Source organism: Enterococcus sp. DIV0840, assembly GCF_050527835.1.
Classification (GTDB): Bacteria; Bacillota; Bacilli; order Lactobacillales; family Enterococcaceae; genus Enterococcus_L; species Enterococcus_L ureasiticus.
In genome coordinates this window covers 2,692,887-2,719,361 of the sequence record NZ_CP172876.1, presented here as the reverse complement: position 1 = coordinate 2,719,361, position 26,475 = coordinate 2,692,887, and the positions used below count along the sequence as shown (strand labels likewise).

23 protein-coding genes, 2 tRNA genes and 3 other annotated features are annotated in these 26,475 nt (G+C 35.2%); of the genes, 17 read left to right on the top strand and 8 right to left on the bottom strand.

The genetic code is table 11. The annotated features are described in order from the left end of the window. Positions 1-6 precede the first annotated feature (6 nt). The 4 genes from IGL98_RS12985 to glmS all read left to right on the top strand — a co-directional run bounded on the left by IGL98_RS12985 (position 7) and on the right by glmS (position 5,507). Entirely contained in the window at positions 7-558 is a 552-nt protein-coding gene (locus tag IGL98_RS12985; RefSeq protein ID WP_069646157.1) for an ECF-type riboflavin transporter substrate-binding protein, read from the top strand. A gap of 132 nt (positions 559-690) precedes the next feature. Next, entirely contained in the window at positions 691-2,400 is a 1,710-nt protein-coding gene (locus IGL98_RS12980; RefSeq protein WP_206843565.1) for an ABC transporter ATP-binding protein, read from the top strand. Continuing rightward, positions 2,397-3,230 (top strand): energy-coupling factor transporter transmembrane component T family protein, encoded by an 834-nt coding sequence (locus tag IGL98_RS12975; protein ID WP_206843566.1) that lies wholly within the window; start codon positions 2,397-2,399, stop codon positions 3,228-3,230. Before IGL98_RS12980 ends, IGL98_RS12975 begins: the two co-directional genes overlap by 4 nt. A 465-nt stretch (positions 3,231-3,695) precedes the next feature. Then, on the top strand, positions 3,696-5,507 hold the full coding sequence (gene glmS, locus IGL98_RS12970; RefSeq protein ID WP_206843567.1) for a glutamine--fructose-6-phosphate transaminase (isomerizing): 1,812 nt from the start codon (positions 3,696-3,698) through the stop codon (positions 5,505-5,507). A 93-nt stretch (positions 5,508-5,600) separates the two neighbouring features. Here glmS and IGL98_RS12965 read toward each other — a convergent pair whose 3' ends face one another. Beyond that, positions 5,601-7,097, bottom strand: a complete 1,497-nt coding sequence (locus IGL98_RS12965) for a sensor histidine kinase (protein ID WP_206843568.1) — start codon at positions 7,095-7,097, stop codon at positions 5,601-5,603. Beyond that, positions 7,087-7,785, bottom strand: coding sequence for a response regulator transcription factor (locus IGL98_RS12960; protein WP_206911808.1), 699 nt, complete (start codon positions 7,783-7,785; stop codon positions 7,087-7,089). Before IGL98_RS12960 ends, IGL98_RS12965 begins: the two co-directional genes overlap by 11 nt. A 192-nt stretch (positions 7,786-7,977) precedes the next feature. On the opposite strand from IGL98_RS12960, the gene IGL98_RS12955 reads away from it, so the two are divergent. Then, complete coding sequence (locus IGL98_RS12955) at positions 7,978-8,334, top strand: hypothetical protein (protein WP_206843574.1); 357 nt, start codon at positions 7,978-7,980, stop codon at positions 8,332-8,334. 247 nt (positions 8,335-8,581) lie between these two features. On the opposite strand, the gene IGL98_RS12950 is transcribed toward IGL98_RS12955, so the two are convergent. Continuing rightward, positions 8,582-9,472: a C40 family peptidase gene (locus IGL98_RS12950; RefSeq protein ID WP_206843576.1), complete on the bottom strand. Its 891-nt coding sequence runs from the start codon at positions 9,470-9,472 to the stop codon at positions 8,582-8,584. Positions 9,473-9,843: 371 nt separating this feature from the next. Here IGL98_RS12950 and IGL98_RS12945 point away from each other — a divergent pair, with 371 nt between their 5' ends. The 5 genes from IGL98_RS12945 to IGL98_RS12925 all read left to right on the top strand — a co-directional run bounded on the left by IGL98_RS12945 (position 9,844) and on the right by IGL98_RS12925 (position 14,060). Beyond that, entirely contained in the window at positions 9,844-10,425 is a 582-nt protein-coding gene (locus IGL98_RS12945; RefSeq protein ID WP_206843578.1) for a TetR/AcrR family transcriptional regulator, read from the top strand. Positions 10,426-10,569: 144 nt separating this feature from the next. Further along, positions 10,570-11,661 (top strand): ABC transporter permease, encoded by a 1,092-nt coding sequence (locus IGL98_RS12940; RefSeq protein WP_206843580.1) that lies wholly within the window; start codon positions 10,570-10,572, stop codon positions 11,659-11,661. A gap of 3 nt (positions 11,662-11,664) precedes the next feature. After that, positions 11,665-12,336: an ABC transporter ATP-binding protein gene (locus IGL98_RS12935; RefSeq protein ID WP_206843581.1), complete on the top strand. Its 672-nt coding sequence runs from the start codon at positions 11,665-11,667 to the stop codon at positions 12,334-12,336. 335 nt (positions 12,337-12,671) lie between these two features. After that, complete coding sequence (locus IGL98_RS12930) at positions 12,672-12,962, top strand: hypothetical protein (protein WP_069646145.1); 291 nt, start codon at positions 12,672-12,674, stop codon at positions 12,960-12,962. Between the two features lie 120 nt (positions 12,963-13,082). Beyond that, positions 13,083-14,060, top strand: a complete 978-nt coding sequence (locus IGL98_RS12925) for a hypothetical protein (RefSeq protein ID WP_339099579.1) — start codon at positions 13,083-13,085, stop codon at positions 14,058-14,060. 547 nt (positions 14,061-14,607) lie between these two features. Here IGL98_RS12925 and IGL98_RS12920 read toward each other — a convergent pair. Further along, a tRNA-Arg gene (locus IGL98_RS12920) sits at positions 14,608-14,679 on the bottom strand. Positions 14,680-14,738: 59 nt separating this feature from the next. Between IGL98_RS12920 and rpoN the strand changes: the two genes are divergently transcribed. Beyond that, a complete protein-coding gene (rpoN, locus tag IGL98_RS12915; RefSeq protein WP_206911809.1) occupies positions 14,739-16,064 on the top strand; it encodes an RNA polymerase factor sigma-54 in 1,326 nt (441 codons plus the stop codon). 43 nt (positions 16,065-16,107) lie between these two features. Here the strand turns inward: rpoN and lysS are convergent, their stop codons facing one another. From lysS to IGL98_RS12900, 3 genes are all read right to left on the bottom strand, one after another. Beyond that, the gene (gene lysS / locus IGL98_RS12910) at positions 16,108-17,565 is read right to left on the bottom strand and encodes a lysine--tRNA ligase (protein WP_206911810.1); all 1,458 of its coding nucleotides are present in this window, start codon (positions 17,563-17,565) and stop codon (positions 16,108-16,110) included. A gap of 69 nt (positions 17,566-17,634) precedes the next feature. Continuing rightward, positions 17,635-17,884 (bottom strand) — a binding site (T-box leader). A 62-nt stretch (positions 17,885-17,946) separates the two neighbouring features. Then, positions 17,947-18,441 carry a GNAT family N-acetyltransferase gene (locus IGL98_RS12905; protein WP_206843589.1) on the bottom strand — a complete coding sequence of 165 codons (495 nt, stop codon included), beginning with the start codon at positions 18,439-18,441 and terminating at the stop codon, positions 17,947-17,949. 266 nt (positions 18,442-18,707) lie between these two features. Further along, positions 18,708-19,892 carry an IS110 family transposase gene (locus IGL98_RS12900; RefSeq protein WP_339099580.1) on the bottom strand — a complete coding sequence of 395 codons (1,185 nt, stop codon included), beginning with the start codon at positions 19,890-19,892 and terminating at the stop codon, positions 18,708-18,710. A gap of 613 nt (positions 19,893-20,505) precedes the next feature. Here IGL98_RS12900 and IGL98_RS12895 point away from each other — a divergent pair. Beyond that, positions 20,506-21,624 (top strand): hypothetical protein, encoded by a 1,119-nt coding sequence (locus tag IGL98_RS12895; protein ID WP_206913521.1) that lies wholly within the window; start codon positions 20,506-20,508, stop codon positions 21,622-21,624. Positions 21,625-21,799: 175 nt separating this feature from the next. Here IGL98_RS12895 and IGL98_RS12890 read toward each other — a convergent pair. Next, positions 21,800-21,872: transfer RNA gene (locus tag IGL98_RS12890), tRNA-Thr, on the bottom strand. Positions 21,873-22,010: 138 nt separating this feature from the next. Between IGL98_RS12890 and IGL98_RS12885 the strand changes: the two genes are divergently transcribed. From IGL98_RS12885 to IGL98_RS12865, 5 genes are all read left to right on the top strand, one after another. After that, positions 22,011-22,271 (top strand): zinc-ribbon domain-containing protein, encoded by a 261-nt coding sequence (locus IGL98_RS12885; protein ID WP_206847176.1) that lies wholly within the window; start codon positions 22,011-22,013, stop codon positions 22,269-22,271. A 66-nt stretch (positions 22,272-22,337) separates the two neighbouring features. Continuing rightward, positions 22,338-22,572 (top strand) — a binding site (T-box leader). Between the two features lie 95 nt (positions 22,573-22,667). Further along, positions 22,668-22,919 (top strand) — a binding site (T-box leader). Positions 22,920-22,986: 67 nt separating this feature from the next. Continuing rightward, entirely contained in the window at positions 22,987-23,820 is an 834-nt protein-coding gene (locus IGL98_RS12880) for a MetQ/NlpA family ABC transporter substrate-binding protein (protein ID WP_206911840.1), read from the top strand. A gap of 11 nt (positions 23,821-23,831) precedes the next feature. Next, positions 23,832-24,902, top strand: coding sequence for a methionine ABC transporter ATP-binding protein (locus IGL98_RS12875; protein ID WP_206846343.1), 1,071 nt, complete (start codon positions 23,832-23,834; stop codon positions 24,900-24,902). Between the two features lie 27 nt (positions 24,903-24,929). Beyond that, positions 24,930-25,610 carry a methionine ABC transporter permease gene (locus IGL98_RS12870; RefSeq protein WP_206911839.1) on the top strand — a complete coding sequence of 227 codons (681 nt, stop codon included), beginning with the start codon at positions 24,930-24,932 and terminating at the stop codon, positions 25,608-25,610. 22 nt (positions 25,611-25,632) lie between these two features. Further along, the gene (locus tag IGL98_RS12865) at positions 25,633-26,466 is read left to right on the top strand and encodes a MetQ/NlpA family ABC transporter substrate-binding protein (RefSeq protein ID WP_069646136.1); all 834 of its coding nucleotides are present in this window, start codon (positions 25,633-25,635) and stop codon (positions 26,464-26,466) included. Positions 26,467-26,475: the final 9 nt, after the last annotated feature.

The window sequence follows — 26,475 nt, the reverse complement described above, 5'->3', positions numbered from 1 at the left end:
GGGGATATGAAAAAAGATTTTTCAGTAAAAACAATTGTAGCAATTGGTATTGGGTCAGCGGTATTTGTTATTTTAGGTCGTTTTGTGGTAATTCCAACAGGATTTCCTAACACAAATTTAGAAACAGCATATCCGTTTTTAGCATTAATTTCTGTTATTTTTGGACCTGTTGCAGGTGGCTTAATCGGTTTGATTGGTCATACTCTAAAAGATTTTACAACGTATGGCAGCGCATGGTGGAGTTGGATCATTTGTTCTGGTATTATAGGGGTTGTCTATGGTTTAGCGGGGAGAAAGATCGATCTTCAACATGGCGAATTCAATAAAAAAGACATTATTTATTTTAATATTTATCAAGTAATTGGAAATGCCGTAGTTTGGGGGTTGATTGCACCGACATTAGATGTATTGATTTATAGCGAACCCGCGAGTAAGGTCTATACACAAGGTGTGATCGCTGTTGTATTAAATATTATTGCAGTCGGAATCATTGGTACGTTATTGATGGCAGCTTATGCCGCAACGCGAACTAAAAAAGGTAGTTTAACAAAAGACTGATTATGTAGTAAAATGAAATTAGCACAAATATAATTTCTGAAATAAAATCAAGGGCGAGAAAAAGCAAGCTTGATTTCAAAGCTTAACAGCCTTTTCTTGTCCTTTTTTACATAGAATGAGGGAGCGTCATCGATGAGAAAACCACTGATAACTTTTGACAATTTTACATTTCAATATCATAGTCAGGCTGAACCTACATTACATAATATTGATTTAACGATCTATGAAGGAGAAAAAGTCTTGATCGTAGGGCCAAGTGGCAGTGGTAAGTCAACTTTTGCCCAGTGCATCAATGGATTGATTCCGTATAGTTATGAAGGGGAAATAACTGGAAATGTAATGATCGGCGACAAAGAATTAACAAAGACTAGCCTGTTTGATTTATCTTTTGATGTTGGAACAGTTTTACAAGATACAGATGGTCAGTTTATCGGGTTAACTGTGGGAGAAGATGTTGCATTTGCTTTAGAAAATGATGAAGTGCCGCAAAATAAGATGAAAGAAGAGGTCGATAATTGGACTAAAATCGTTGGATTGAATGATTTTTTACAACATCGACCACAAGATTTGTCTGGCGGCCAAAAGCAGCGAGTATCGATGGCTGGTGTGTTGATTGATGAAGCCCCCATCTTATTATTTGATGAGCCGCTAGCTAATCTTGACCCCAAAGCTGGCAAAGAAACAATCGCTTTGATTGAAGAAATCCATCAAAAGACAAAAACAACTATTTTGATTATTGAGCATCGCTTAGAGGATGTTTTATATCGTTCAGTTGATCGTGTGATCGTTTTTAATGATGGAAGAGTTGTTGCAGATTTACCTGCAAATGATCTACTAAAAACGAATATATTAACAGAGCAAGGCATTCGAGAACCTCTTTATATCACAGCGATGAAGTATGCTGGCGTGGATTTAGAAACAGTTGAGTATTTAGATGATATTGAAAAGGTCCAAGCACCTAACTTGAAGGAACAGATGGAAAAATGGATGAAAAAACAATCGCAAACGTCAGAGCAAGAACCATTGCAGCCTTTATTGGAACTTGAAAATATTACTTACCAATACAACCGAAATGATCGATCTGTTTTAAACGATGTTTCCGTTACATTCAATCGTGGAGAAATGCTGAGCATTGTTGGGAAAAATGGTGCCGGTAAATCGACTTTAAGTAAGGCGGTCTGTGGATTTGTTACACCGCAATCAGGCAAAATGAGTTGGTTAGGACAAGACTTTACTCAGTTTTCTATTAAAGAACGAGCAGATAAGATCGGTTTTGTTATGCAAAATCCAAATCAAATGATTTCAAAGAAAATGATAGTTGAAGAGGTTGCCTTAGGTTTGACCTTGAAAGGGATGCCAGAAGCAGAAATTAATGAACGGGTTGAACATGTTTTGAAAATCTGCGGCCTACATTCATTTCGTCATTGGCCAATTTCAGCGCTTAGTTTTGGTCAAAAGAAAAGAGTCACGATTGCAGCAATTTTAGTTCTGGAACCTGAAATGATTATTTTAGATGAACCAACAGCAGGTCAGGATTTTAAGCATTATACTGAAATGATGACATTTTTAGAAAAACTAAATGAATTGGGTGTAACGATCGCAATGATCACTCATGACATGCATCTTATGTTGGAATATACAGATCGAGCAATTGTTTTGTATGATGGTAACATCATCGCAGATACAACACCAGTTAACGTTTTGACTGATTCTAAATTAGTGGAACGTGCGTCTTTGAAAGAGACAAGCTTATTTACTTTTGCACAACATTTAGGAATGGACGAGCCATTTTTATTTACAGAGAACTTTATGACCTATGATCAGGAGGTGCGTTTGAAATGAATGAACATCAAATGTTAGGTTATATTCCTGATAATACAGTGATTCATAAATTGAATGGAACAGCTAAATTAATTTTTTTGATACTGTTATCTGTTGCGTGTATGACAACGTATGATACCCGTTTTTTGATTGGTATGACAGTATTTTCGCTGGTTTTATTTAAGCTATCGAATATTAAGTGGCACCAGATTTCATTTGTTGTAAAATTTATTTTTGTGTTTTCATTGCTGAATATTATTGCAGTTTATCTATTTTCCCCAGAATATGGTGTGGAATTATACCAGTCTAGAACGGTTATTTGGGAAGGAATAGGTCGTTTTACAGTAACACAAGAGCAATTATTTTATGAATTCAATTTAGTTTTAAAATATTTTTGCACGATACCGTTGGTGCTGATTTTTCTGTTGACGACGAATCCAAGTGAGTTTGCGTCTAGTTTAAATCGGATCGGTGTTAGCTATAAAATCAGTTATGCTGTAGCTTTGGCGATTCGTTATATTCCAGATATTCAAGAAGATTTTGTCAATATCTCTTTAGCGCAGCAAGCACGCGGGTTTGAAATGTCTAAAAAAGGTAAACTGACACAAAGATTGAAAGGAACAGCCCAAATTGTTTTTCCTTTGATCCTTTCTAGCTTAGATCGAATTGAAACAATCAGTACTGCGATGGAGCTGCGTCGTTTCGGGGAAAAAAATAAAAGAACTTGGTACGCTCAGCAGCCATTCCATCGCTTTGATTTTCTTGTTATTGGATTGGCAATTTTATTGACTGTTTTGAGTTTTGCTTTATTTAAAGTCAATGGCGGCAGATTTTACAATCCGTTTAATTAATACCTTTTAAGCTTGCTAAAGTTTTTAGTAAGCTTTTTTAGTATTTTTTATGACTAGACCAATTTTGTTTTTGTATAAAAGTGTTGACATTTATATTTGGTATATTGTATTATTAATGCAGTTTATATTTGAAAAATCAAAAAGGAGGATAGTTAGACCAATAAAGGATAGCGCCAGGCCTGAATGTTCAGGTGACGAGGAAAGAGCTTATCGAAAGATTCGGCGGATAGCTCTAGGGACTGCACTCTACAAGCTGGAAAGAAAAAATAATTGCAAAATTATAACAAAAATCCAACTACGCAGAATAGAAACCTATGATGAAGAATCAAGAAAATAGAATGTACTGATAATAAAAAATACGCAGCCTATTTTTACAAAAATGGCTGGAGGTTCATTTTTTATTGCTCAACTTCTTTTTGCTTGAACAAAGACCTAAGACAATTGAGAAAGTAGGAAAAGAATAGTATGTGTGGAATAGTAGGAATTATTGGAAAAGAGAATGCAACAGATATTTTAGTCCAAGGATTAGAAAAATTGGAATATAGAGGATATGATTCAGCTGGAATTTTCGTAACAGGGAAAAATAAGGAAGATCATTTAGTAAAATCATTAGGAAGAATTGCTGATTTACAGAGTAAAATTAGCCCAGAAGTTCAAGGTACAGTTGGAATTGGTCATACACGTTGGGCAACCCATGGCAAGCCAAGTGAAAGAAATGCCCATCCTCATGCATCGAGTAACCAACAGTTTATTTTAGTTCACAATGGTGTGATCGAAAATTTTGAAGAAATAAAACAGGAATTTCTTCAAAATAAGCAACTAGAAGGTGAAACTGATACAGAAATCGTGGTTCATTTGATCGAGTGTTTTGCAGAAGCTGGAATGGCAACAAAAGAAGCCTTCAAAAAAGCATTGACAGTGATCAAAGGTTCGTATGCTTTCGCTTTGATTGATAAAAATGATCCAGATACTATTTATGTTGCTAAAAATAAAAGTCCATTACTGATTGGTTTAGGAGACACTTTTAATGTAATCTGCAGTGACGCGATGGCAATGCTTGCTGAAACAAATCATTTTGTTGAAATCGCTGACGGTGAAATGGTTATTGTAAAAGCAGATAAGATAGAAATCGAAGATGAAAAAGGCAATCTAGTTTATCGTGAGTCATATGAAGCGCAATTAGATTTAAGTGACATCGAAAAAGGGACATATCCGTATTATATGCTAAAAGAAATCGATGACCAACCAACCGTTATGCGTCGAATTATTCAGGAATATACGAATACAGTAGGCGATGCTGTGATCGATGACAAAATCATCGAAAAAATAACTGGCAGTGATCGTATCTATGTCGTCGCTTGCGGAACTAGTTATAATGCTGGCTGGGTTGGCAAAGCGATTCTTGAAAAAATGACGAAGATACCAGTTGAAGTTCATCTTTCAAGCGAATTTGGTTATAATATGCCGTTATTATCAGAAAAACCATTTTTCATTTTCTTAAGTCAAAGTGGAGAAACAGCTGATAGCCGTCAAGTATTGGTGCAGACAAATGAACTTGGTTTGCCATCGCTGACACTAACGAATGTTGCCGGCTCTACTTTATCCAGAGAAGCCGACTATACATTACTGCTTCATGCTGGACCAGAAATTGCCGTGGCTTCAACAAAAGCTTATACTGCGCAAATCGCTGTTTTAGCAGTTCTTGCCAAAGCTGTGGGCGATAAAAAAGGCAATCAGTCATCTTTAGACTTTGATATCGCTCATGAGTTAAGTGTAATTGCAGCAGTTATGGAAACGATCATTGATGAAAAAATGGTTATCAGTCAGCTAGTAGAAGACTATTTATCAACAACGAGAAATGCTTTTTATATCGGGCGTGGTGTGGATTACTATGTATCGATGGAAGCGTCATTGAAATTAAAAGAGATTTCATATATTCAAGCTGAAGGTTTTGCGGCTGGAGAGTTAAAACATGGCACGATAGCATTGATTGAGGATGGGACACCTGTTTTCGGTGTAATTACAGATCAAAAAACTGCGGCACATACACGTGGTAATTTAAAAGAAGTTGAAAGTCGTGGGGCTCATAATTTTGTAATCGCCCTGGCGTCTTTAGCTAAAGAGACGGATCAATTGATCATACCTGATGTACATCCATTACTAACCCCTTTAGTTAGTATTATCCCAACACAATTGATCGCTTACTTTGCGACATTACAAAGAGGCTATGATGTAGACAAACCACGTAATTTAGCTAAGAGTGTTACGGTGGAATAAGAATTAAAGAAGAGGTTGCTTCTGCTCCCACCGTTTATTAGGATTCCTTGAAGCTGAGATATAACTTTAATAGTTATGTCTCAGCTTCTTTTTCTATTTTAGTGGTATTCTAACAAAAAACGTTGTTCCGCTCTTTTTGTCACTACTGACATCTAAACCAAAATGATGTCGTTCCGCAATTTCTTTAGCAATTGCTAAACCTAACCCAGTGCCATCCAATTGTTCTTTTGAACGAGCCTGATGGAAACGTTGAAAGATTTCTTTTTGTTCTTTTGGAGAGATGTAAGAACCAGGGTTATGAATACTAATGATCATGTTGTCTATTTCTACTTTAGACTGAACTGAAATGATAGCATTTTTTGGCGAAAATTTCAACGCATTTTCGATCAAAATAACAAAAAGTTGGCGAATCCTGCCATAATCTCCATTAACAATAATAGGTTGCTCTACCGAAGTGTTCAATTGTAATTGCTGTTCTTTTTCTGATGATTTTAAACGAAGGCTTCTTAAACTATCGGATAAAACATCATTGATCGAAACAGATTCCATTGTGATAGTAAACTCGGAATTTTCTAGTCTGGATAATTCTAGCAAATCATTGATCAACCGTTCTAAAACAATAGATTCAGCTAAAAGTTGTTGATAATATTGCTCGATTTTTTCTGGCTGATCAATCAAACCGTCATTTAATGATTCCAGTGAACCTCGAATCACCGTTACGGGTGTTCGTAATTCGTGAGAAATCGTGGATAGGAAATTTTTTTGAGCTTGTTCACGATTTTCCCGCTGGAACTTTGCTGTAGCAAGACGGTTCTTTAAAATCGTTAACTTTTCTCCCAGCTGGCCTATTTCATCATTGGTATCGATGTTTAGTGATTCATCATAATTTTCGATAACAAGTTCTTCAGTGAAGTGACTCATTTTGTTGATCGGAGCTATAAATTTTTTCGATAAAAGAATGGATAATAAAAGTCCAATGATCCAAGCAATCAAAATACTGATAAATAGTAATAAAAACCCTTGTTTTTCTTCTTTATGAACACTGGAAATCGCTGAATGAAGTAAAACAACAGCGAGAACAGCGCCATTGTTATTTTTAATTGGTGCACCTACCGTAACAGTTGGTTTCCCAATAACGTTGCTGAATGCATCGCTGGTGGCAGTTTTCCCAGTATAAACTTTCTTGATTACATCTCGAGCATTATCAGGTAATTCACCGTACTCTTTGCTGTGCATACCATGACCTACAGTGATTGTATCAGCATTTTCATCAACGATCCAAATATCATCCATTGCGAATTGATCCATAAATTTAAGGAAGGAAGAATAGCCCATGCCCATTTTCATCGAGGAGCCAGAGCCCATCATACCGCGCATAGAAGAACTGCTATCGTTTGTTGTTTCTTCTTCAGTAAAATAATCACTTAAAGTTTCTGCGATAACCGTCGCACGTCGAGTCATTTCTTCAGTATGGATAGTAACTGTTTGTTTGGAAAATAGTGTGCTAAATGCAATACCAATCACTACTGAAAAGAGTAACAATGTAAGTGAAAAGTAAAGGATGAGTTTTCTAGTTAGTTTATTTTTCATTTTTCCCCTCAAATTTATACCCTTGGCCCCAAACCGTGGCGATTTCCCAGTTTGGATGAGCGACTTCGTCTAATTTTGCCCGTAATCGTTTAATATGAGTGTCTACAGTTCTGGCATCACCGAAATAATCGATGCCCCATAGACTATCCAATAAGTTATCTCTTGAAAATACTTTTTCCCGATTCGCTAAGAGTAACCATAGAAGTTCTAATTCTCTTTTTGTTAACATGATTTCTTGTTGTGCGATGATAACTTTCTTTTCTTCTAAATAGACGATCAAGTTATCATAAGTCAGTTGCTCCATCGTAAGTTGATTTTCTTCTGTGCGTTCGATTCGTCTTAGAATTGCTCGAATCCGTGCCATTACTTCACTTGGGGAAAATGGTTTAACAATATAATCATCCGCACCGATATCTAACCCCATGATTCGATGGTAGTCTTCACCTTTGGCAGTGACCATGATGATTGGGACATTGGATGTTTCCCGGATCTTTTTACAAACGTCGAATCCATCAAGTTTTGGAAGCATAACATCTAATAAAATCAGCTCGATTGAATGGCTAAAAAATGCGTCAAGCGCAGACAGTCCATCAGAAGCTACGATCGGAGAAAATCCTTCTTTTAAAACATATTCTTTTAAAACTTCTGTAATTTGTAAATGATCATCCACGATCAAAATATTTTTCATGAAATATCCTCCTAGTTACTCCTTTTATTATAGTCAATAATTGCCTATTTTGGGAATTTATTTTCGACACATATTTGACACACTTATTCATTAAACTAAAGGAAAGGTGTTAGCTATATGTTATCTAGTTCCATTTTTTCTGGCAGAGCTGTGCTATCCCGCTTCGTATTTAAATTTAGGAGGAATCAAGAAATGAAGAAGATAATTAGCGGATTACTTGTAGTAGTGTTTGTAGGAGGTCTAGGTTTTGTTACAGTTAGTGAGGCTGTTAAAAGTCCAAATTTTGACCAAATGAATAGGTTCGAAATGGGGCACAGAAGGCGTCAAGATACTAGGAATGATAAAAAAATTGAATTAGAACGAAAATTAAATACAGAGGAATTAACAAAAAAAGAGGGGAATGAAATTCAAAAAAAACAAGAGGAATCAAATGATTATACGTATAGTAGAAGAGAAAATCATCGTGGAAACCATATGGGAGGAGTGAGACAAAGCCGTCATGGCAGAATGAACAATTCTTGTTGGCAAAATGGTGAAAAAGCTGAATAAAAAAAATATTCCCCCATCAGAAAGATGGAGGGAACACAAATCAAATTACACACAACCATAAAATACCACACTTCCTCATAATTCTCAACAATTTCGGTTTTTATTTAAAAAAATGAGAAATTTTTTAGAAGTAAAACATGCTTTATTCAATATATTATGGTTTTTGTCAGTTAATCGCCAAGAAACTCAGAAAAATGAATAAAAAACATTGCTCACTTGAAGCGAGCAATGTTTTTTTGAGATTATTTTATAAAACTCTTACAGCAAAATCAGGAGCATAAGATGCCACTGTTGCGACTTGTACAACATCTCCGGGAACAGGTGCATGAATGTAGGAACCATCACCAGTTGAGATCCCTACATGGTAAGTACCACCATGACTACCCCAAAAAACTAAATCACCAGCTTGAGCTTCGCTTACCGAAATTGTAGCACCAGCCGTTTCTTGGTCAACGGTTGTTCGACCTATAGAACGTCCGGCAGAAGCAAAAGCGACTTGAACTAAACCAGAGCAATCAAATGCGTCAGGACCAGCCGCACCATAAACGTATGGTTTGCCTAAATGCGTTTTTGCAGCAGTGACAATAGCAGAACGTACATCTGTTTGTTTTGCTTGCTCCGTTTTTTGTTTGTTTACCTGAGCTATTTTTTCTGATAACTGAGTTTCTTGTTTAGTTGCTTCGGACTCTTGTTTTGAAATGGTTTTGGTATCTAATTTTAGAGCGACTTGTTTTTGTTTCAATTCTGTCAATTGCTCTTTTTTAGCGGCTGTTGAACCTTCTTTGACCGTTAGTGGTGAAACGTCTGTCGCAAGTGTTAGGGATATGTCATCATTAGGTTCAGATGCTTCAGAAATAGTCCCTATGGATTCAATTTTCTCTAACTGATCAAGGTCGATTTGGATTTTTTGAATTTTTTTCTCTATGCTAGAAAGTTGATTATTTTTCTCGGCTTTTTGGTCTGAAAAGTGCTGTTTGGTTTCTTTTAATTGTGATAATTTTTGTGAATATTCGGTAATGAATTTCTCTTGAGTAGTTGCTTCTGTTGAAGTTGCAAAGGCATGGTCACTTAGCAGTAAACCAGCTGAAAGCGTTAAACAACTGAGAAATAATTTAGTTATGAATTTATTTTTTTTCAAAAAAACTCTCCTTAAGTATTCAGATTTTCTCTGGTAATTCGTTGAGATTGCTTAAAATATAGAGTTGCTATTTTAAAGGCCAGTTAACATTTAAACATAGGGGAAGCAAAAAGTCTGTAAAAGGTAGGTTAAATGTTTATTTCTTGGTTTACAAAAAAGGTACTTTTATTTCAGAATGCTAGTTAGTTGTAATATAAGGATGATTAGATTTCAATAACATGCATTTTTTAATTTTATGACGCTAAAGTTCAATGTTCTTGTGGTCGGTAATTCACGTGTTCTTCTTATTGACTATCTTTTTTCCTGATTTTGATTTAAAATAGTTCATAAAGTCAATGAGTATAAATAGATGAAAAATAGGAGGCGGGGCAATGAAAAAAGAAACAGTCTTTGAGATCACACATCAATCGATTTTAGAAACCGCTAAGGAGCTTTTTTTAGCGAACGGGTATAAAAATACGTCTACTCGCGACATTGCGAAAGCTGTAAATATCACACAGCCAGCCTTGTACTATCATTTTTCCAATAAAGAAGTTTTGTTTATTGAAATAAATAAACAAATTGGCAACCAACTGAAACATGAGATAGAGCAAATACAAAATGAGACTGATTCGCTTGAAAACCAATTGATCAACTGTACTAATGCATTGTTGAATGTCTATCATAGAGATATTTTTTCTTTTATCCATCAAAGTGCAGCTGAAATGGAGCAAGAAAACAAACAACAATTGTTTTATATATTGAATGATTATTATTTAAAACCATTACAAGCTATTTTTGAAACAAGCCAAACACAGTTAAACAGCAAAGTGTCATCGAAAAAAGCGGCTCAGTTTTATCTTATGAGTTTGTCGTTATTGTTTTCAACGGTTCACCAACTTTCTACAGAAAAAGAGCGTTCAGAACAGATTACTGAATTGATGGATATGGTTTTGCACGGCGTTATTTCTTAAAGAATTAAACTGTTATTTTATCACGTGATAAAAAAATATTGTTTAATTCTTTTTTTTATGGTAAAATTTTATCAGTCGATAAAAATTGTGTATTTATTTTTTTAAGCATTTTTTTATCAGTTGATAAAAAAAGAGGTGGAATCAATGTTTTTAGGTTTAGAAGAGATGAAGTATTTTAAGCTTAGGTACACATTAGTAATTGGTGTTATTGTATTGGTTGCTTATGTGGCTTTTATGTTGTCAGGTTTAGCAAATGGGCTTGCCCAAGGGGTGAGACAAGGCGTTGATCAATGGGATGCGACAAGTATTGTGTTATCTGAAGACGCGAATAAGAGTTTAAATGCTTCAAGTTTAGTTTCGGATGATTTAAATCAGGTGGAAGCAAAACAAAAAGAACCGCTTGGACAATATGCTGGTGCATTAAACAAAGTCGGTCAAAACAAAGAGACAGATAAAATCAATATTTCCCTTTTTGGTGTGACTGAAAACAGTTCAATCAAACCTAAATTAGTTGAAGGACGATATTTTAAAAAATCAGGCGAAATAATTATTCCGCAAAACTTAGTGGATAAGGGAATCAAGCTAGGAGATAACGTAAAAATCGGAAAACTAGATAAAGAGCTGAAAGTTGTTGGTATTACAAAACAAAACAGCTTTAGTATTGTACCGCTGATTTATACATCGTTAGATCAATGGCAAGAGCTTAAATTTGGCAAAACCATCGAAGGAGATAAAGCGCCAATCAATGGAATAGTTGTCCGCTCTACTAAAACAAATGACATTAAGTTGAAAGATACAGATGATCATTTGGCAAAATATGAAATTGAAGCCTTTATTGAAAAATTACCTGGTTACAGCGAGCAAAATCTCACGCTGAATGCGATGATCTATTTCTTGTTTGTGATCACTGCTGCGATCATTGGAATTTTTATCTATGTGATGACCTTACAAAAAACAAGCTTATTCGGAGTAATGAAAGCGCAAGGGATCTCAAACGGGTATATTATTAAATCAATCATTGCTCAAACCTTTATTTTAGGCGTGATCGGAGTCTTGATCGGTGTAGTTTTGACCTTGTTGACAAACCTTGTTTTACCATCTGCTATGCCGTTTGAATTAGATAGTATGAATCTACTGATTTATAGTGTAGTGTTGATCATTGTTGCTGTATTAGGCGGTGTTTTCTCAATCCGCACAGTGACTCATGTTGATCCGATGAAAGCGATAGGAGGGTAAAAAATGACTGATATTTTATTAATGAATGACATCCGTAAAACCTTTGGTACAGGTCATGCAAAAGTTGAAGCATTAAAAGGAATCGATTTAAAGGTCAAAGCAGGAGAATTTGTCAGTATCATTGGTCCTTCTGGTTCAGGTAAAAGTACTTTTTTAACAATTGCAGGAGGCTTGCAAACACCTACATCTGGGACCATTAAGATCAACGACAAAGATTTTACGCATTTAAAGGAAAAGAAGCGTTCGAGATTACGTTTTGAAGAAATTGGTTTTATTTTACAATCATCCAATTTGATTCCATTTTTGACTGTGGAGAATCAGTTTACTTTGGTTGATAAAATCGAAAAGAAAAAAACAGAGAAACAACGTATCAACGAGTTATTATCCTCTTTAGATATCGCGGATTTACTTCATAAATTTCCAAGAGATTTATCTGGGGGAGAACGCCAGCGAGTGGCGATTGCACGTGCGTTGTTCAATGAACCAAGTTTGATTTTAGCAGATGAACCAACTGCTAGTTTAGATACAGAACATGCGTATGAAGTTGTAAAGATTTTAGCAAAAGAAGCACATGAGAAACAAAAAGCAACGATCATGGTTACTCATGATCCTAGAATGATCGAGTGGAGCGATAATGTTTATCGGATTGAAGATGGTGAGTTAACAAAAGAGTGATAAAAAATAAAAGAAGAGGTTGGGGCATAAGTTTTTAACTCCGAATAAGCTAATACATCGCTTTGTTTCGTAGAAATTTCAAGCTTATTGCCAAAGCCTTCAAATCTTAGTGTTTTAGCACTTAGAATTAGTTGTGATTGAAATAAAGTTTTTTTATCAGGATTCCATGTGACTGGGATATGACTCATAGAGTTATATTTCAGTCACTTCTTTTTAATTTTAAGTATGATAAAATTCGATTTTAGGTTATGATGATAGTGGAGAAAAGTAAATGGTTGGATATACATATGCTTGGTATAAGAAAAAAATAAAACAGCAGAAAGTGAGGCAGTACAATGGATAATAGAGTGGAAGTAATGACCTTTTCACAATTAAAGAAGCTTGTGGAAGAACTTGAAACAAATAATTCAATCCATGATAATACGAAAGTATTTATTGATACTGGTTGGGATAGTGTTCAAGAAGTAGAGCCAAACGCTTTTCATGTAGAAGAGGTTGTTGAATTTAAAGTACAAGATGAGTTGACAAAAGATTTCTATGTTGGTTATACATTGACAGAAAAAGCGGAACGGATGCAGGCACAAGGGCAAGCGGAAACCGCTGTTATTATTAGGAATTTATATTAAACGTACGTTGATTTTTTCGTACATCAAATTTCAAGTAAAGTTTTTCCTTTTTTATAGGATACACACTATTTCTTTTTTTGATATGATGTTATATCATGGGAAATAATCATTAGGAAGGTGGTGTTTCTTTTGACAAATAAAATTCCATTTCCAAAGAACTATGAACGGTTTATTGAGCTGGGACAAGAAGCAATAAAAAACAATCACTTAATTGAAGCAGTTGATTACTATGAGCAAGCTTATGCCATCAGACAAGACTTTCCATTGAATTTAGTGCTAGTAAATATGTATTTAGAAACAGGTGAAAATAAGCAAGCATTATCATTAGCTTCAGAAATGAAGGAAAAGTATTTTGCTTACTTAGATTATATGGAGATTTATATCCAAATTTTGATCCAGAATCATATGTTTATTCAAGCACATAGTATTATTAATGAACGAATTTTGGTGGAGCAAAGCGGAGAAATGAGAAAATTGATTTCTTTGAAGAAAAAAATCCGGCATGTTGAACTGATGTATCAGCAGTTTGAAGTTGGAAAAATCAAAGAATTAAAGGAAGAGTTAGATCATTTAAATAAGCACAATTACTATGAGCAAATGGCGATAGTAAAAAAAGCCGGACAACTACCTCAAGATGAATTTATTGTGATTGGAAAAAAGATTTTATTAGATGAGCGGGTACATAATTTGGTTCGTTCGTGGATACTTGAAGAACTTGTAAGCCTTCACGTTAAAGAAGAAGTTGAATTTTTGTGGAGAGATAACAAAAAATATACCGTCGTTCCAGCTTCTGTGGGTACACCATTGGATAGTGCCGCATACCAAAGAATCTTATTGTTTTTAGAAAAAGAATTGATCAACGACGATCCTATTTTACTTGTAGATATAATGGAAGAAATTCGGCTGCATTTTGCGCTACTTTATCCTTTGGCAGATGAAATCATTAAGGATCCAAGGTTGTGGGCCGTGAGTTATGTTATTTCTTATAACCATTCTATTGCGCAAAAGTATCAGGTAGATGAAGAACGCTTAGAAATTGAAAAAATCCAGAAGATTCAAAGCCAGATTCGCTTTGAATTAGAAAAGATGGTTTTATAGAGATGAAAAGAGTAAAGGGCTGAAAAAGCTCTTTACTCTTTTTTAGATAGGAATCAGCTATATGTTTATTTTTTAGTTGTATGATTAATAAATAATAGCAATAGAAACGAGAGTAGGAAATATAAAAGAATACAACCTTGAATAAAAGTGATGATTAAAAATAAGAGCGGATAATCGATCATTGTAAATTGATTAAAATAACGATTTAAAATAAATTCTGTGAGAGCTAAAAGAAGTGAAATAACTAATAGCCTTGTATGATGCTGACTCAATACTATTCACTACCTAACAATAATATTTACTAAAAAGCTATGATAACATAAAAAAACGGTGGTTTTTATCAAGTTTTATATGGAATCGATAGATAAATGAGAAAATATGAATATTGTTTATAATTTAAATCTTATTGTTAAGAAGAGTTTGGAATAAATAAAAAACACTACTTATTTGTAGTGTTTAGGTGAAAGACTCTTGTTTATGGCCACATCTGATTTTAAATTATGCTATAATTCTACATGTAGCAGTATATCAATGGTCCAAAAAATGACGCGCCCTGAGGGAATCGAACCCCCGTCTCAAGAACCGGAATCTTACGTGATATCCACTACACTAAGGGCGCAAGCACGTTTACTAGTTTAGCTGATATTTCGATAAATTACAAGGGGGAGGACAAAAATAATGAAATTTAAACAACATCTATCACAACAACAAAAACAAGTCCAAAAACTTGCAATGACGCAACAATTGCAACAATCGATCCAGATTTTACAATACAATTCAGAAGAACTTTTTGCATACATAGAAGCTAAGTCGCTAGAAAATCCTTTGATCGACATTCAAACTGAGACAAACTACGGTGATTTTCCAAGTTCCGGTAGTCGAACTTATACAAATGAAGAAAACAACTACTTAAATCAAATTCCTGATAACCACACGTCACTTTTTGAATATTTGATTGATCAAATCCACTTAAATTATCGCGATACTTATCTACGAACGCTGGTTTTATTTCTAGTTGAATATATTGATTTAAATGGTTATTTGATGATCGACCTAGATGAAGCGGCTTTAAAAACAGGAGCAAAAGCAATCGAAATGCTAGATGCTTTGACGTTGATTCAGCAATTAGATCCAGCAGGTGTTGGCGCAAGAGATTTGCGAGAATGCTTGTTGCTGCAGGTAGAGCGTGACGATACAGCACCAGAATTAGCTTATATTGTAATTGAAGAAGAGTTTGATCATTTGGCTAATCGCAAGTGGGGATTGATTGCTAAAAAATTTGATGTAGAGTTGTCAGAGATTCAAACGATTTTTGATTACATTCAGACATTGACCCCAGCGCCAGGAAGTATTTTTGAATCCACTTCTGGATTGTATATACGTCCAGATTTAACATTGCGAATCAAAGAGAACCAACTAAAGGTTCTTTCAAATAAAACGGGTACTCCGACGATTCAGTTCCAACAAGCCTACTTTGAACGAATGGAAGCAACAGAGGATAAGGAAGTGCAAGAGTATATCAAGGAAAAGAAAAATGAATTTGAATGGCTAGAGAAAACGATCATCCAACGTGGTGATACTATTTTAAGAGTCGGCACAGAAATCGTTCAACGCCAACAGCAATTCTTTTTTCAAGAAGACCGCCCGCTAAAACCAATGACCTTAAAAGAAATTGCAGAATCATTGAATATCCATGAATCAACGGTCAGCCGAGCAGTCAATGGCAAATATTTAGAAACAGAATTTGGTGTTTTTGAGCTTCGTTCCTTTTTTTCTAATGGCTTGTCTAATGAAGCCACAGGGGAAGAAACCTCAACAAATAGCATCAAAAAACAGCTACAAGCTTTAGTTGATAATGAAAATAAAGCAAAACCTCTCTCTGATCAGAAATTGGTAGACCTGTTAAAGGAACAAGAAATCGAAATTTCTCGTCGTACCGTAACCAAGTATCGAGAGGCTTTGGGAATCCCAGCTTCGTCTAAACGAAAGAGATATGATGATTGAATTTAAGTAGCGAAGAAGAGCCGTCAAGAGGACTCTTCTTTTTTTACTTTCTAACCAATGGAAAAAGGACTGTTTCTTTGATTGTATCACTATCCGTAAGAACCATTAATAACCGCTCAATACTAAAACCCCAACCAGATATCGGTGGTAGACCATATTCCATCGCCAATAGATAATCTTCATCCATTTCCATTGATTCTGTATCACCATCCGCTTTTAGTTGGGCTTGTTTTAATAATCTTTCGCGTTGTTCTATCGGATCAACTAATTCAGAATAACCGTTGATAATTTCGGCACCATTTACGATTAATTGGAAGCGGTCAGTTAAGGCTGGATCTTGATCATTAGATCGAGCTAATGGTGATAGATCAATAGGATGCTGAATCAAAAATGTTGGTTTTACAATATGAGGACGGCTGACTTTTTTATAAAGTAAATCAATTAAATTACCCCGACCTAAAGAATGAATATCTTCATGTTTTAAGTGAATCCCTTTTTTTACAATTTCTTCGTATAGCTCTTTTGCTTGTGGAAACTGATCGATATCAATCCCTGTATCCTTCAACAAAAGTTCCCTGAATGAAACGATCGCCCAATCTTCGGCGAAATTGACGGATGACTCACCAATTTTTATCGTTGCTGTATGGAAAACATTCTCTAGTACATGTAAAATCAACTTCCGCATCAACACCATAGAATCTTGGTAATTCCAATAAGCAGCGTACCCTTCAACCATGGTAAATTCTTGTAAATGTTGAGGGCTGATCCCTTCATTTCTAAAACTTTTAGCAAATTCAAAAATCTTAGTGAAACCACCGACAATCAATCGTTTTAAATAAGTCTCCGGTGCAATCCTCAAATTAAGTTCAATATCTAAGGCATTGTGATGTGTATGAAATGGTTTGGCAATCGCTCCCGATGATGTATGTTGGAGAATAGGTGTCTCTACTTCTAGAAAATTTTTAGCTTCTAAAAAATGACGGATTTCTCGAATGAGTTGAATTCGTAAAAGCATTTGTTCTTTAGTTGCTTCTGTCATCAATAAATCCAGATAACGTTGACGATAGCGCGTTTCAGTATCAGTTAAGCCGTGCCACTTCTCTGGAAGTGGACGAAGAGCCTTTCCTAAAAATTGATAGTCTGTTGCCCGTAGTGTTTTTTCTCCCGAATTTGTTGTATACATAGAACCATGCACACCAATGAAATCTCCGATATCAATAGTTGTTCGAAATTGGTTTAAACTCGTTTCACCTAATTCTTGTTCTGTTAGTAAGACTTGAAAACGACTGTTTACATCGGCTAAGTGAACAAAAATCAATTTGCTGAATTTTCGCATAGTGAGAATTCTTCCAGCAACCTTAATGTTTTGAGTTCCATCGTCAAGTGATGCTAATTCTGAGAGTTCATGATTTATTTTGTAGCTTTCGGGATAGATTTCTACCTGTTGTTCTTGTAATTTGTTTCGTTTTTCTTGGCATCTGTTCATTTGTTCGTTTGTCATAATACCATTCACTCTCCTAAAATATTTTGCACAAAAACAAAAAAACTTCCACCGCTCAAGAGAATATCTCTTGAGGGCGAAAGTTTCGTTCATCGCGTTACCACCTCAGTTTATTACTGCATCACTACAGTAACCTCTTCAGGTACAGTTATTTATACCCTATCTCTATAACGGGAGATCCCGTAGCAGTATCATCAACAAAGTGAATCCGTGCTATGCTCAAAGTCTTTTTTCGTTCTGCTGTTTATTGCTTCATCCCACCAACCGAAGCTCTCTTTAAATAATCAAACAAAAGTACTCTTCTTATCAACGCTTTTAAATTTATGCTTGTAAGCATAGTACCATAAGTCTAGGTACAGATTCAAGAGGTAATTAAAATAACTAGGCTTTCCAAACTAAATGTTCAGAAGGTAGTCCATCTTCGATTCCTTGCCAAACAGAAACAAAGTGATATTTTTCTAAAAGATGCTTTGATGCACCGTTTTTTGGATCGATAATGGCATAGATCGTGGTATCTGATAATGTTTCCGATTGCTTTATCAAGTCCAATAATGTCGCAATTATTTGTGTTGCGTAACCTTTGCCCCAGTGTTCGGGCAACAACATATAACCTATCTCTATTTTATTTTCCTCATCCCAAGACAATTTACCAAAACCGATATAGGTTTCTTGGTCAAATATTTTGTAGTAACCTGTCTGGTCATTATGAGCATTATTATAAGCCAAAATCTTTTTGAAATTTTCAACGGCTTCAGTCTCAGGTTCTGCTTTTTCAGTGATATAACGCATGACACGAATATCTTTTGTGAGAAGAGAATAGAGTTGTTGGTCATTTTCTTGATAAAAATCGAATGTTAAATTTTTGTGATTCGTCATTATTTTTTACCTTTCAACAAATAAATATTCTTTTATTATACTTGTTTTTAAATCAAATTAGAAATATAAATATACAGTCGAAATAGCTTAAAAAACTAACCGGAATCTTACTATGAAATTGTTATTATAGAATTGCTTATAAAGAATAATGGTTGAAGTTGAAAGACTAACTATAAGAAGTCAAGTAAAGAATAAAAGAATTAGTCCAAAATTTAATAACAAAAAAGTGCATAACAAATAAGAGAAAGCAAAGGTATTTTTTTGAGTTACATTCGTATTTCGTAAGGTTCGTTCTTTTTGAGAATCGCATGAACGATGTAACATAACTTTCTGGAAACTGCTCCAAGAGCTGTGAGGTGGTGTTTCCCTTCAGAACGTTTCTTTTCGTAGAAGGCTTTAAGAACAGGATCATGTTGTACTGCAATTAAAGCAGCTGAAAATAAGGCTTTTCTAAGATAAGGGGAACCACGTTTACTCATAACGTTATGTGTTGCTTGATATTGACCAGACTGAGAAACAGTCGCGTCTAGACCAGCGTATGCGACTAATTTTGTAGGATTGGAAAATTTACTAATGTCTCCAATTTCCCCAAGAATAGTAGCGCCATTGATTGGTCCGATCCCTGGGATCGTTTCAATGACAGAATGCAGAGTAACCATGATTTTTTTGATTTCAGTTTCAGTATCTTTAATTTGGGCTTCCAGAAATTTAAGTTGTTCAATCATTGATCGTAATTGGAAAGTAAAGGTCTCTTGAGCAAAAGTAATACCAAAAGATCGACTCGCAGCACTTTTTAAGGCATTGGCTTTATCTATCCCTAAACGATTGTGACTCGCTTCTTTAAGTAGTTTCGCAAGAGTATTCGCAGAGATATCATGGAGTGTTTCAGGAGAACTAAATTCAAGTAAAATTTCTTTTGATGCTTTACCAAAAACACCTGATTTACCGAATACTGAGTCATACTCAGGGAAAACTTGGTCTAATACGGCAATGATTTTACGTTTAAAGTCACTCGCTGTCCCAACTAGGTAAGTACGATAACGGGAAAGCTGTTTAAGAGAAAAAATATTTTCATCAGAGAGTGTCGTTTCAACAAAGGAACCGAAGCGAATCAGATCTGCAATTAAAACTGAATCAATAATATCATTCTTACGTTTACGAATTTCTGTTCCATTACGCCACCCATCCGTTTGGATGGGGTTAAGAACATGAATTAAAAACTCTTTTTCATGTAAGTATGAAAAAACCGTTAACCAATAATGACCGGTAGCTTCCATACCTACAGTAAAATCATCTGATGAAGAAGAAAAATCATGAATTTTTCCAAGTAATTTTTCTCCACCTTCAATGGTATTCGGAAAAGAAAATCCTTTAAGAACAACCTTTCCTTCATCATTCATGATTGAAGCAACATGGGAACGTTTCCCAATATCAATTCCAATGTAGAACATAATTATACCGCCTTCATAAGGATTTGGATTGAAATCCACTCAACTGAAAAGCGTTACTACCTTGTTCTAGATACGGAGTAAAGCCAGAAGGCTTTCAACATCTAACTCATTCGTAAACAGCTAAACAGAGAGAGGTGTCAGTCTTTCGATGACGAGCTCATAGACTCAAGGAGAAAACGACATAGCCTCTCAATCCAGTAATTATATTATCTCAAATTTATTGAGTTAATACCTAATGAAAAATAACAATGGTTCATAAGGTTATCCACTAAAATCGGAAGATTAAAACCTTAAATATAATATACAAGGAGAATATAAGGGTTATTATTGTTTTTATAAGGACGTATCAAAAATCAGATGTAGGAAAGCAGCGAAGTGAATAGAATAAAGGAGGTTGAATGACATCACTTCTCAAATTAAATTTATGTAAGGGGTTCCTTCCATTCTAAGCCGTAAAATTGCTAGCGCGGTAGCATTAAATTGCCTAATTAGTTTTTAATGGAAACGTAGTAGTTATTACCTAATACTAAAATAAATTGTAAAAATTTATTTGTTAAACGTTAGAAAGTCGATTGTATGTTCCTAAAATCTATTTTATAAGGAGATGTTAATTATGAAAAAAAGAAGTATTTATGTAAGTCTAACAATAACGCTATCAGCTTTAGTCATCGCAGCATGTAGCCCGAAGAGCAAAACAGTTTCATCAGAAGAATCTACTACCTCAGAGCCTAAAACAGGAGGGAAGAAAACATCCTCATTAAAATTTACTTTAGATAAAAACAAACCACCTTATGAAGACTTGAAGAAAGATTGGGATTCTGTGAATTTTGATAAGTATTTTTTGATGGGCGCTCAACAAGCATGGAAAACATGGACACACGCAGGAGAAATTTGGCAAGGGGCAGATTATTCTAAGTATGGATACGCCCTATCAACTGAGACGTATACTTGGATTGCCTATCCTGATAAAAAGATTGAAAAAATGTATAGCAAAGACCTGCCTAAGGATATACGTGAAAAAGTAGAAATTCCAATTCTTTTTTATAAAGATACTTTAAAGGGGAAAGACATCGCTGGAACTATTGAAAAGGATAACTATTTTGACCAACCTTATCAAGATACTCAGTATGAAGCCTTACCCAAGTCAACTGTTCATTTTGCTATTAGTAGCCATGAAATGTTTCATGGTTTTCAAGGGTCATGGGAGACAAGCGGTCAAAAGTACAAGAACATTATGGATTCAGATTATCAAGAGAGTCTAGAAAAATCGAATGAAGACAAAGAAGCGAGAAAAATACGAGCAAATCTTATGGAGAGTTTACGAAAAGCAATTGTATTTCCAGAAAAGGAAAAGGAATATTTAGAGACAGCGAAGTATTGGAATACCAAATATCAGACAGAGCATAGTGAAGATGCAGAGTTTGTAAAAGGTTCAGATATTCATGAAGGCTCGGCCAGATATTTTGATGATGCAATGAGTGTGCGTTCTGTCCTTGGAATGGATGCATCAAAAGATGAAATATTTAAAGCGTATCAAAAAATGGTAACGCTGGATTTTAAAGAGGAAAAAGACATAAGAGGTCCAGATAAAGCTTATGAGCTTGGTGGTTTTGCAGGGATGTTACTAGAAAAACATAATGATAATTTAGATTGGCAGGAAAGAGTTCAAAAAGGTGAACGGTTAATTGATATATTACTAGAGGATTACGAGGCGAAATTATCAACCGAATAATGTAGCTACCATAAAAATTGAAATACTATTGATTGTGAATCTGTAATATAAACTGTGTAAGTTGTTGATTTTAGGTGAGACAACTACACAGTTTTTTTCTATATTTTTTATAAAAATAATGTGTATCTTTCGATTAAAAAATAAAAAAAGAACCCTATTATCAAGGTTCTTTAAGAGCCACCTGACGGATTCGAACCGTCGACCCCCACCTTACCATGGTGGTGCTCTACCAGCTGAGCTAAGGCGGCAATATTAGTAATACAGATAATAGACTACCGTAGATAGTAAAACTTGTCAATAAATTTTCGTTTTGTTATCGATCAAAAAAACTTGTTGACACAAGCCAATTTAAATTGTTAGACTAAAACAAAGGGGAGAAAATAAATATGTTTATTGTTTGGGGTAGTACAGGATTTGAACGCGATTTAGGAGATACAGTGATCCAATGTGACTGTAGTCATTGTAACAATGAAGTAATCATGCAAGGAAAACAAGTAGGAAGGAAATTCACGTTATTTTGGATTCCAATTTTTACTACATCTTCTAGTCATTATTTGCTGTGTCCAATTTGTGGATATGGAAAAGAAATGTCTAAAGATATCTTGGAACAATACTTAGTGAGTTCTGCTGAAACAGTTACTGAGTAAATTAATTAAAAAAGATTTGACATGTAATTTATTTTCCAGTAGAATACAACGTAACAACAAATGAATAACAGTCCGTTGAAGAGAAGAGTAAATTTGGACGTGCTTTATTAGAGAGTCTCGGTTGGTGAAAAGAGATAAGCGCATAAGAATTGAAGATGGTCTCATGAGGACAAGCTGTTGATACGTAAGCAGCTTCGGGAAGCACCCGTTATCAAAGCGACAAGTTATAAGACTTGGTCTAAGAAAAGTAATGATGAATTACTTTAAAACAAAGGTGGTACCGCGATTATTCGCCCTTTACTAGCATAAGCTGGTAGAGGGCTATTTTTATAGTCATCAAGAATGTAACAGTATGAGACTAACGAAGAAAGTATTGATTCTTCAAACAACTGAATAATTAAAGCAATGAGATGGAAAGTACAGATAAAACGATATCTAACAGAGAGCTTGGGTAGCTGAAAACAAGCGATAAACGAAATCTGGAAAATGGCCATTGAGCAGCGCTTCGAGTGAGTAATTCATAAGACAGCGACGGATGCACCCGTTACTATGCTAGAGTATAATCGATCATTGATCGACGTACTTGATGAGGATATCTATGCGAGTAGATATCAAATAGAGGTGGTAGCACGCAAAAGCGTCCTCAAATGTATAATTTTATACATTTGAGGACGCTTTTTTCTTTTTATAAATAACAATAATGGAGGGACGATACATGAAGAAAAAGTTAGTGAGTATAGCATTGATGTTGCTGGGAGTAGTTGCAATTACGGCATGTGGTAAGAATGAAGATTCTGCAGCAAACAAAGAAAAAGAAGTAAAAATCATCCGAGTAGGGACTTCACCAGGCCCATATAGCGAATTGTTTTTAGAAGCAGTCAAACCTATTTTGGAAAATAAGGGATATCAAATAAAACAAACTGAATTTACAGAATTAATCCAAGCCGATGTTGCGTTGACAGAAGGTGCAATTGATTTGAATGTCGATCAACATACCGCTTATTTGAATAATTTTAATGAGAATAAAAGAACTCATTTGGTTGGAATCACAGCGATTCCCACTGTCCCGGCAGGGCTGTTTCCAGGGAAAAGCAGTACGTTAGATGAAGTAGAAGAAGGTGATAAAATCGGGATTCCAGATGATGCTTCAAACACTGCACGAGCCTTCAATCTTTTGCAAAAAGCTGGCTGGATCAAATTGAAAACAGGAATCGATCCAGTCAAAGCAACGAAAGAAGATGTTGTTAGTAATCCTAAGAATCTAGAACTTATCCAAATGTCATCGCCCCAAATTCCTAGGAGTTTAACAGATTTAGATTATGCCGTAATCCCGGGGAGTATTGTTTACAGTGCTAAGCTTGATCCAAAGGACAGTTTACTTTCGGAAGATGTGTTAAAAGAGTATGAATTAGTCGCAACGGTTGACAAAAAAAATCAAGAGAGCGATTGGGCACAGGCTGTTGTGAATGCTTATCATTCAGAAGAGTTCAAAAAATATTTGAAAGAACATAATCAAGGAAATTATTGGTTTATACCAAAAGAATTATAGGAGGAACAAAAATGATCGAATTAAAAAATATAGATGTCACCTTTTATCAGAAAAAACAAGAAATCAATGCAGTAAAAAATGTCTCCTTAACGATTGAAAAAGAAGATGTATTCGGCATTGTTGGTTATTCAGGGGCAGGAAAAAGTACCTTGGTTCGAGTCATCAATTTACTTCAGCGACCAACTAAAGGTAAAGTTATTATCAATAACAAAAATATCCTTGATTTTTCAGCCAAAGAACTAAGAGCGCAGCGTAAAAATATAGGTATGATTTTCCAGCATTTTAATTTGATGAAGGAACGAACGATTTTTGCCAATGTTGATTTTTCCCTAAAATATTCTGGCCTTTCGAAAGAACAACGAAAAGAAAAAATTGAACGATTACTTGATTTGGTAGGTCTTTCGGATAAAAAAGACGCCTATCCTAGTCAGTTATCCGGCGGGCAAAAACAAAGAGTAGCTATTGCCAGAGCATTAGCGAATGATCCAGAAATATTATTATGTGATGAAGCAACTAGCGCATTAGATCCTAAAACAACGATTCAGATTTTAGACTTATTGAAGAAGTTAAATAAAGAGTTAGGTTTGACGATTGTTTTGATTACGCATGAAATGCAAGTTGTGAAAGAAATTTGTAATAAAGTAGCTGTGATGGAAGATGGACGGGTAATTGAAGAAAATGATATTGTTTCGATTTTCAGTCAACCAAAAGAAGCCTTGACGAAGGACTTTATCCGAACAGCAACACATATCGATCAAGCGTTGGAAACAATTATTCAACATCCAAGTTTGACGAATCTGAGTGGAAATGAAGTGTTGGTAGAATTTTCTTATGTAGGGGAGCAGACAAGTGAACCTTTGATTGCCCAGCTTTATAGCAAATACCACGTGGTTACGAATATTTTATATGGAAATGTAGAAATCTTGCAGCAAGTCCCAATTGGCAATTTGATCGTAATTCTTTCGGGAGAAGAACATCAGCGAGAAAAAGCATTGGACTTTTTACAAAAACAAGGTGTAAAAATCAAAGTATTGAAAAAGAATGAACCAGAAGAAAAAATCATACCATTACATGTTATCTAAACCGAATATAGAGAAGGAGTGACTTACATGCAAGACTTTTTACAACACAATTTTCCAAATGTTCTATTACTAAAACAGGAGTTTATCACTAGCACGATTGAAACATTATATATGGTCTTTTGGACAGCGATTATTGCCGGAATTCTAGGAACTTTACTTGGTGTAATTCTAGTTGCGACAGGACCAGAAGGAATCTTAAAAAATAGTGTTCTTTATAGTATTTTAGAAAAAATCATCAACGTTTGTAGATCCATTCCTTTTATCATCATGCTGGCATTGATTCAGCCGATCACTCGTTTTTTAACAGGAACAACGATTGGGACCACGGCTGCCTTAGTGCCGCTGGTGATAGGGGTGATTCCATTTTTTGCACGTCAAATCGAAAATGCCTTATTAGAAGTTGATCCAGGTGTAATTGAAGCCGCAGAATCAATGGGAACGAGTCCCTTGGGAATTATTTTTAGAGTTTATTTAATTGAAGGCTTACCAAGTATCATTCGAGTTTCATCTGTTACGATCATCAACTTAATTGGTTTAACTGCAATGGCAGGTGCAATCGGCGCCGGCGGTTTAGGCAATTTAGCGATCACCAGAGGTTATAATCGGTTTCAAACGGATGTGACCGTGGTTGCGACGTTGATCATCTTAGTTTTAGTTTTTGCCAGTCAGTTTATAAGTAACACATTGATCAAGAAAACATCACATTAAAAAATGAAAAGAGGAAATGTAAATGAAAAAAACAATTAAAATTATCGGATTAGCTTTAACAATTGGATTTGTATTAGCAGGATGTTCTGCTGGAAGTGCCAAAAGTGAAAAGAATGAAGTCGTAAAATTAGGGGTTGTGGGTGCGAATAATGAAGTATTAGAATCCGTAAAGGAACGTTTGAAAGATGATGGAATCGACCTTCAACTTGTTGAATTTTCTGATTATACGCAACCAAACGCGGCATTAGCGGAAAAAGAAATTGATTTGAACTCATTCCAGCATCAGATTTTCTTAGATAACTACAATGAAGAACACAAAACGGATCTTGTTTCAATCGGTAATACGGTCAGCGCGCCATTAGGTATTTATTCATCTAAAATCAAAGATATTAAAGAGTTAAAAAAAGGTGCTGAAATCGCAATTCCAAATGATGCAACAAATGGTGGCCGTGCGTTATTGTTATTACAAAGTGCTGGGTTGATCAAAGTAGATCCTGCCAAGAAGCAAACACCAACCGTAAGTGATGTGACAGAAAACAAACTAGATTTAAAAATAACAGAATTAGATGCATCACAAACGGCTAGAGCACTCCAAGATATCGATGCATCTGTGATCAATAGCGGAATGGCCGTAGATGCTGGTTTTGTCCCGACAAAAGATGCGATTTTCTTAGAACCCGTAGACGAAACATCTAAACCTTATGTGAATATCATCGTTGCTCGTAAAGCTGATGAAGACAATAAAACGTATAATAAAGTCGTCGATACTTATCAACAAGAAGAGACTAAAAAAGTCATTGAGGAAACATCAAAAGGGTCAAGTATTCCAGCTTGGGAAACATTTGGCAGAAAATAAAAGGAGGAC

What these genes read in the sequence shown, in the direction of transcription:
- IGL98_RS12980 (WP_206843565.1), top strand. Translation starts at nt 691, where the DNA reads ATGAGAAAACCACTGATAACTTTTGACAATTTTACATTTCAATATCAT.
- IGL98_RS12955 (WP_206843574.1), top strand. Translation starts at nt 7,978, where the DNA reads ATGAAGAAGATAATTAGCGGATTACTTGTAGTAGTGTTTGTAGGAGGT.
- IGL98_RS12965 (WP_206843568.1), bottom strand. Translation starts at nt 7,097, where the DNA reads ATGAAAAATAAACTAACTAGAAAACTCATCCTTTACTTTTCACTTACA.
- rpoN (WP_206911809.1), top strand. Translation starts at nt 14,739, where the DNA reads ATGAAATTTAAACAACATCTATCACAACAACAAAAACAAGTCCAAAAA.
- glmS (WP_206843567.1), top strand. Translation starts at nt 3,696, where the DNA reads ATGTGTGGAATAGTAGGAATTATTGGAAAAGAGAATGCAACAGATATT.
- IGL98_RS12930 (WP_069646145.1), top strand. Translation starts at nt 12,672, where the DNA reads ATGGATAATAGAGTGGAAGTAATGACCTTTTCACAATTAAAGAAGCTT.
- IGL98_RS12880 (WP_206911840.1), top strand. Translation starts at nt 22,987, where the DNA reads ATGAAGAAAAAGTTAGTGAGTATAGCATTGATGTTGCTGGGAGTAGTT.
- IGL98_RS12945 (WP_206843578.1), top strand. Translation starts at nt 9,844, where the DNA reads ATGAAAAAAGAAACAGTCTTTGAGATCACACATCAATCGATTTTAGAA.
- IGL98_RS12885 (WP_206847176.1), top strand. Translation starts at nt 22,011, where the DNA reads ATGTTTATTGTTTGGGGTAGTACAGGATTTGAACGCGATTTAGGAGAT.
- IGL98_RS12905 (WP_206843589.1), bottom strand. Translation starts at nt 18,441, where the DNA reads ATGACGAATCACAAAAATTTAACATTCGATTTTTATCAAGAAAATGAC.
- IGL98_RS12900 (WP_339099580.1), bottom strand. Translation starts at nt 19,892, where the DNA reads ATGTTCTACATTGGAATTGATATTGGGAAACGTTCCCATGTTGCTTCA.
- IGL98_RS12875 (WP_206846343.1), top strand. Translation starts at nt 23,832, where the DNA reads ATGATCGAATTAAAAAATATAGATGTCACCTTTTATCAGAAAAAACAA.
- lysS (WP_206911810.1), bottom strand. Translation starts at nt 17,565, where the DNA reads ATGACAAACGAACAAATGAACAGATGCCAAGAAAAACGAAACAAATTA.
- IGL98_RS12895 (WP_206913521.1), top strand. Translation starts at nt 20,506, where the DNA reads ATGAAAAAAAGAAGTATTTATGTAAGTCTAACAATAACGCTATCAGCT.
- IGL98_RS12975 (WP_206843566.1), top strand. Translation starts at nt 2,397, where the DNA reads ATGAATGAACATCAAATGTTAGGTTATATTCCTGATAATACAGTGATT.
- IGL98_RS12865 (WP_069646136.1), top strand. Translation starts at nt 25,633, where the DNA reads ATGAAAAAAACAATTAAAATTATCGGATTAGCTTTAACAATTGGATTT.
- IGL98_RS12870 (WP_206911839.1), top strand. Translation starts at nt 24,930, where the DNA reads ATGCAAGACTTTTTACAACACAATTTTCCAAATGTTCTATTACTAAAA.
- IGL98_RS12935 (WP_206843581.1), top strand. Translation starts at nt 11,665, where the DNA reads ATGACTGATATTTTATTAATGAATGACATCCGTAAAACCTTTGGTACA.
- IGL98_RS12985 (WP_069646157.1), top strand. Translation starts at nt 7, where the DNA reads ATGAAAAAAGATTTTTCAGTAAAAACAATTGTAGCAATTGGTATTGGG.
- IGL98_RS12960 (WP_206911808.1), bottom strand. Translation starts at nt 7,785, where the DNA reads ATGAAAAATATTTTGATCGTGGATGATCATTTACAAATTACAGAAGTT.
- IGL98_RS12940 (WP_206843580.1), top strand. Translation starts at nt 10,570, where the DNA reads ATGTTTTTAGGTTTAGAAGAGATGAAGTATTTTAAGCTTAGGTACACA.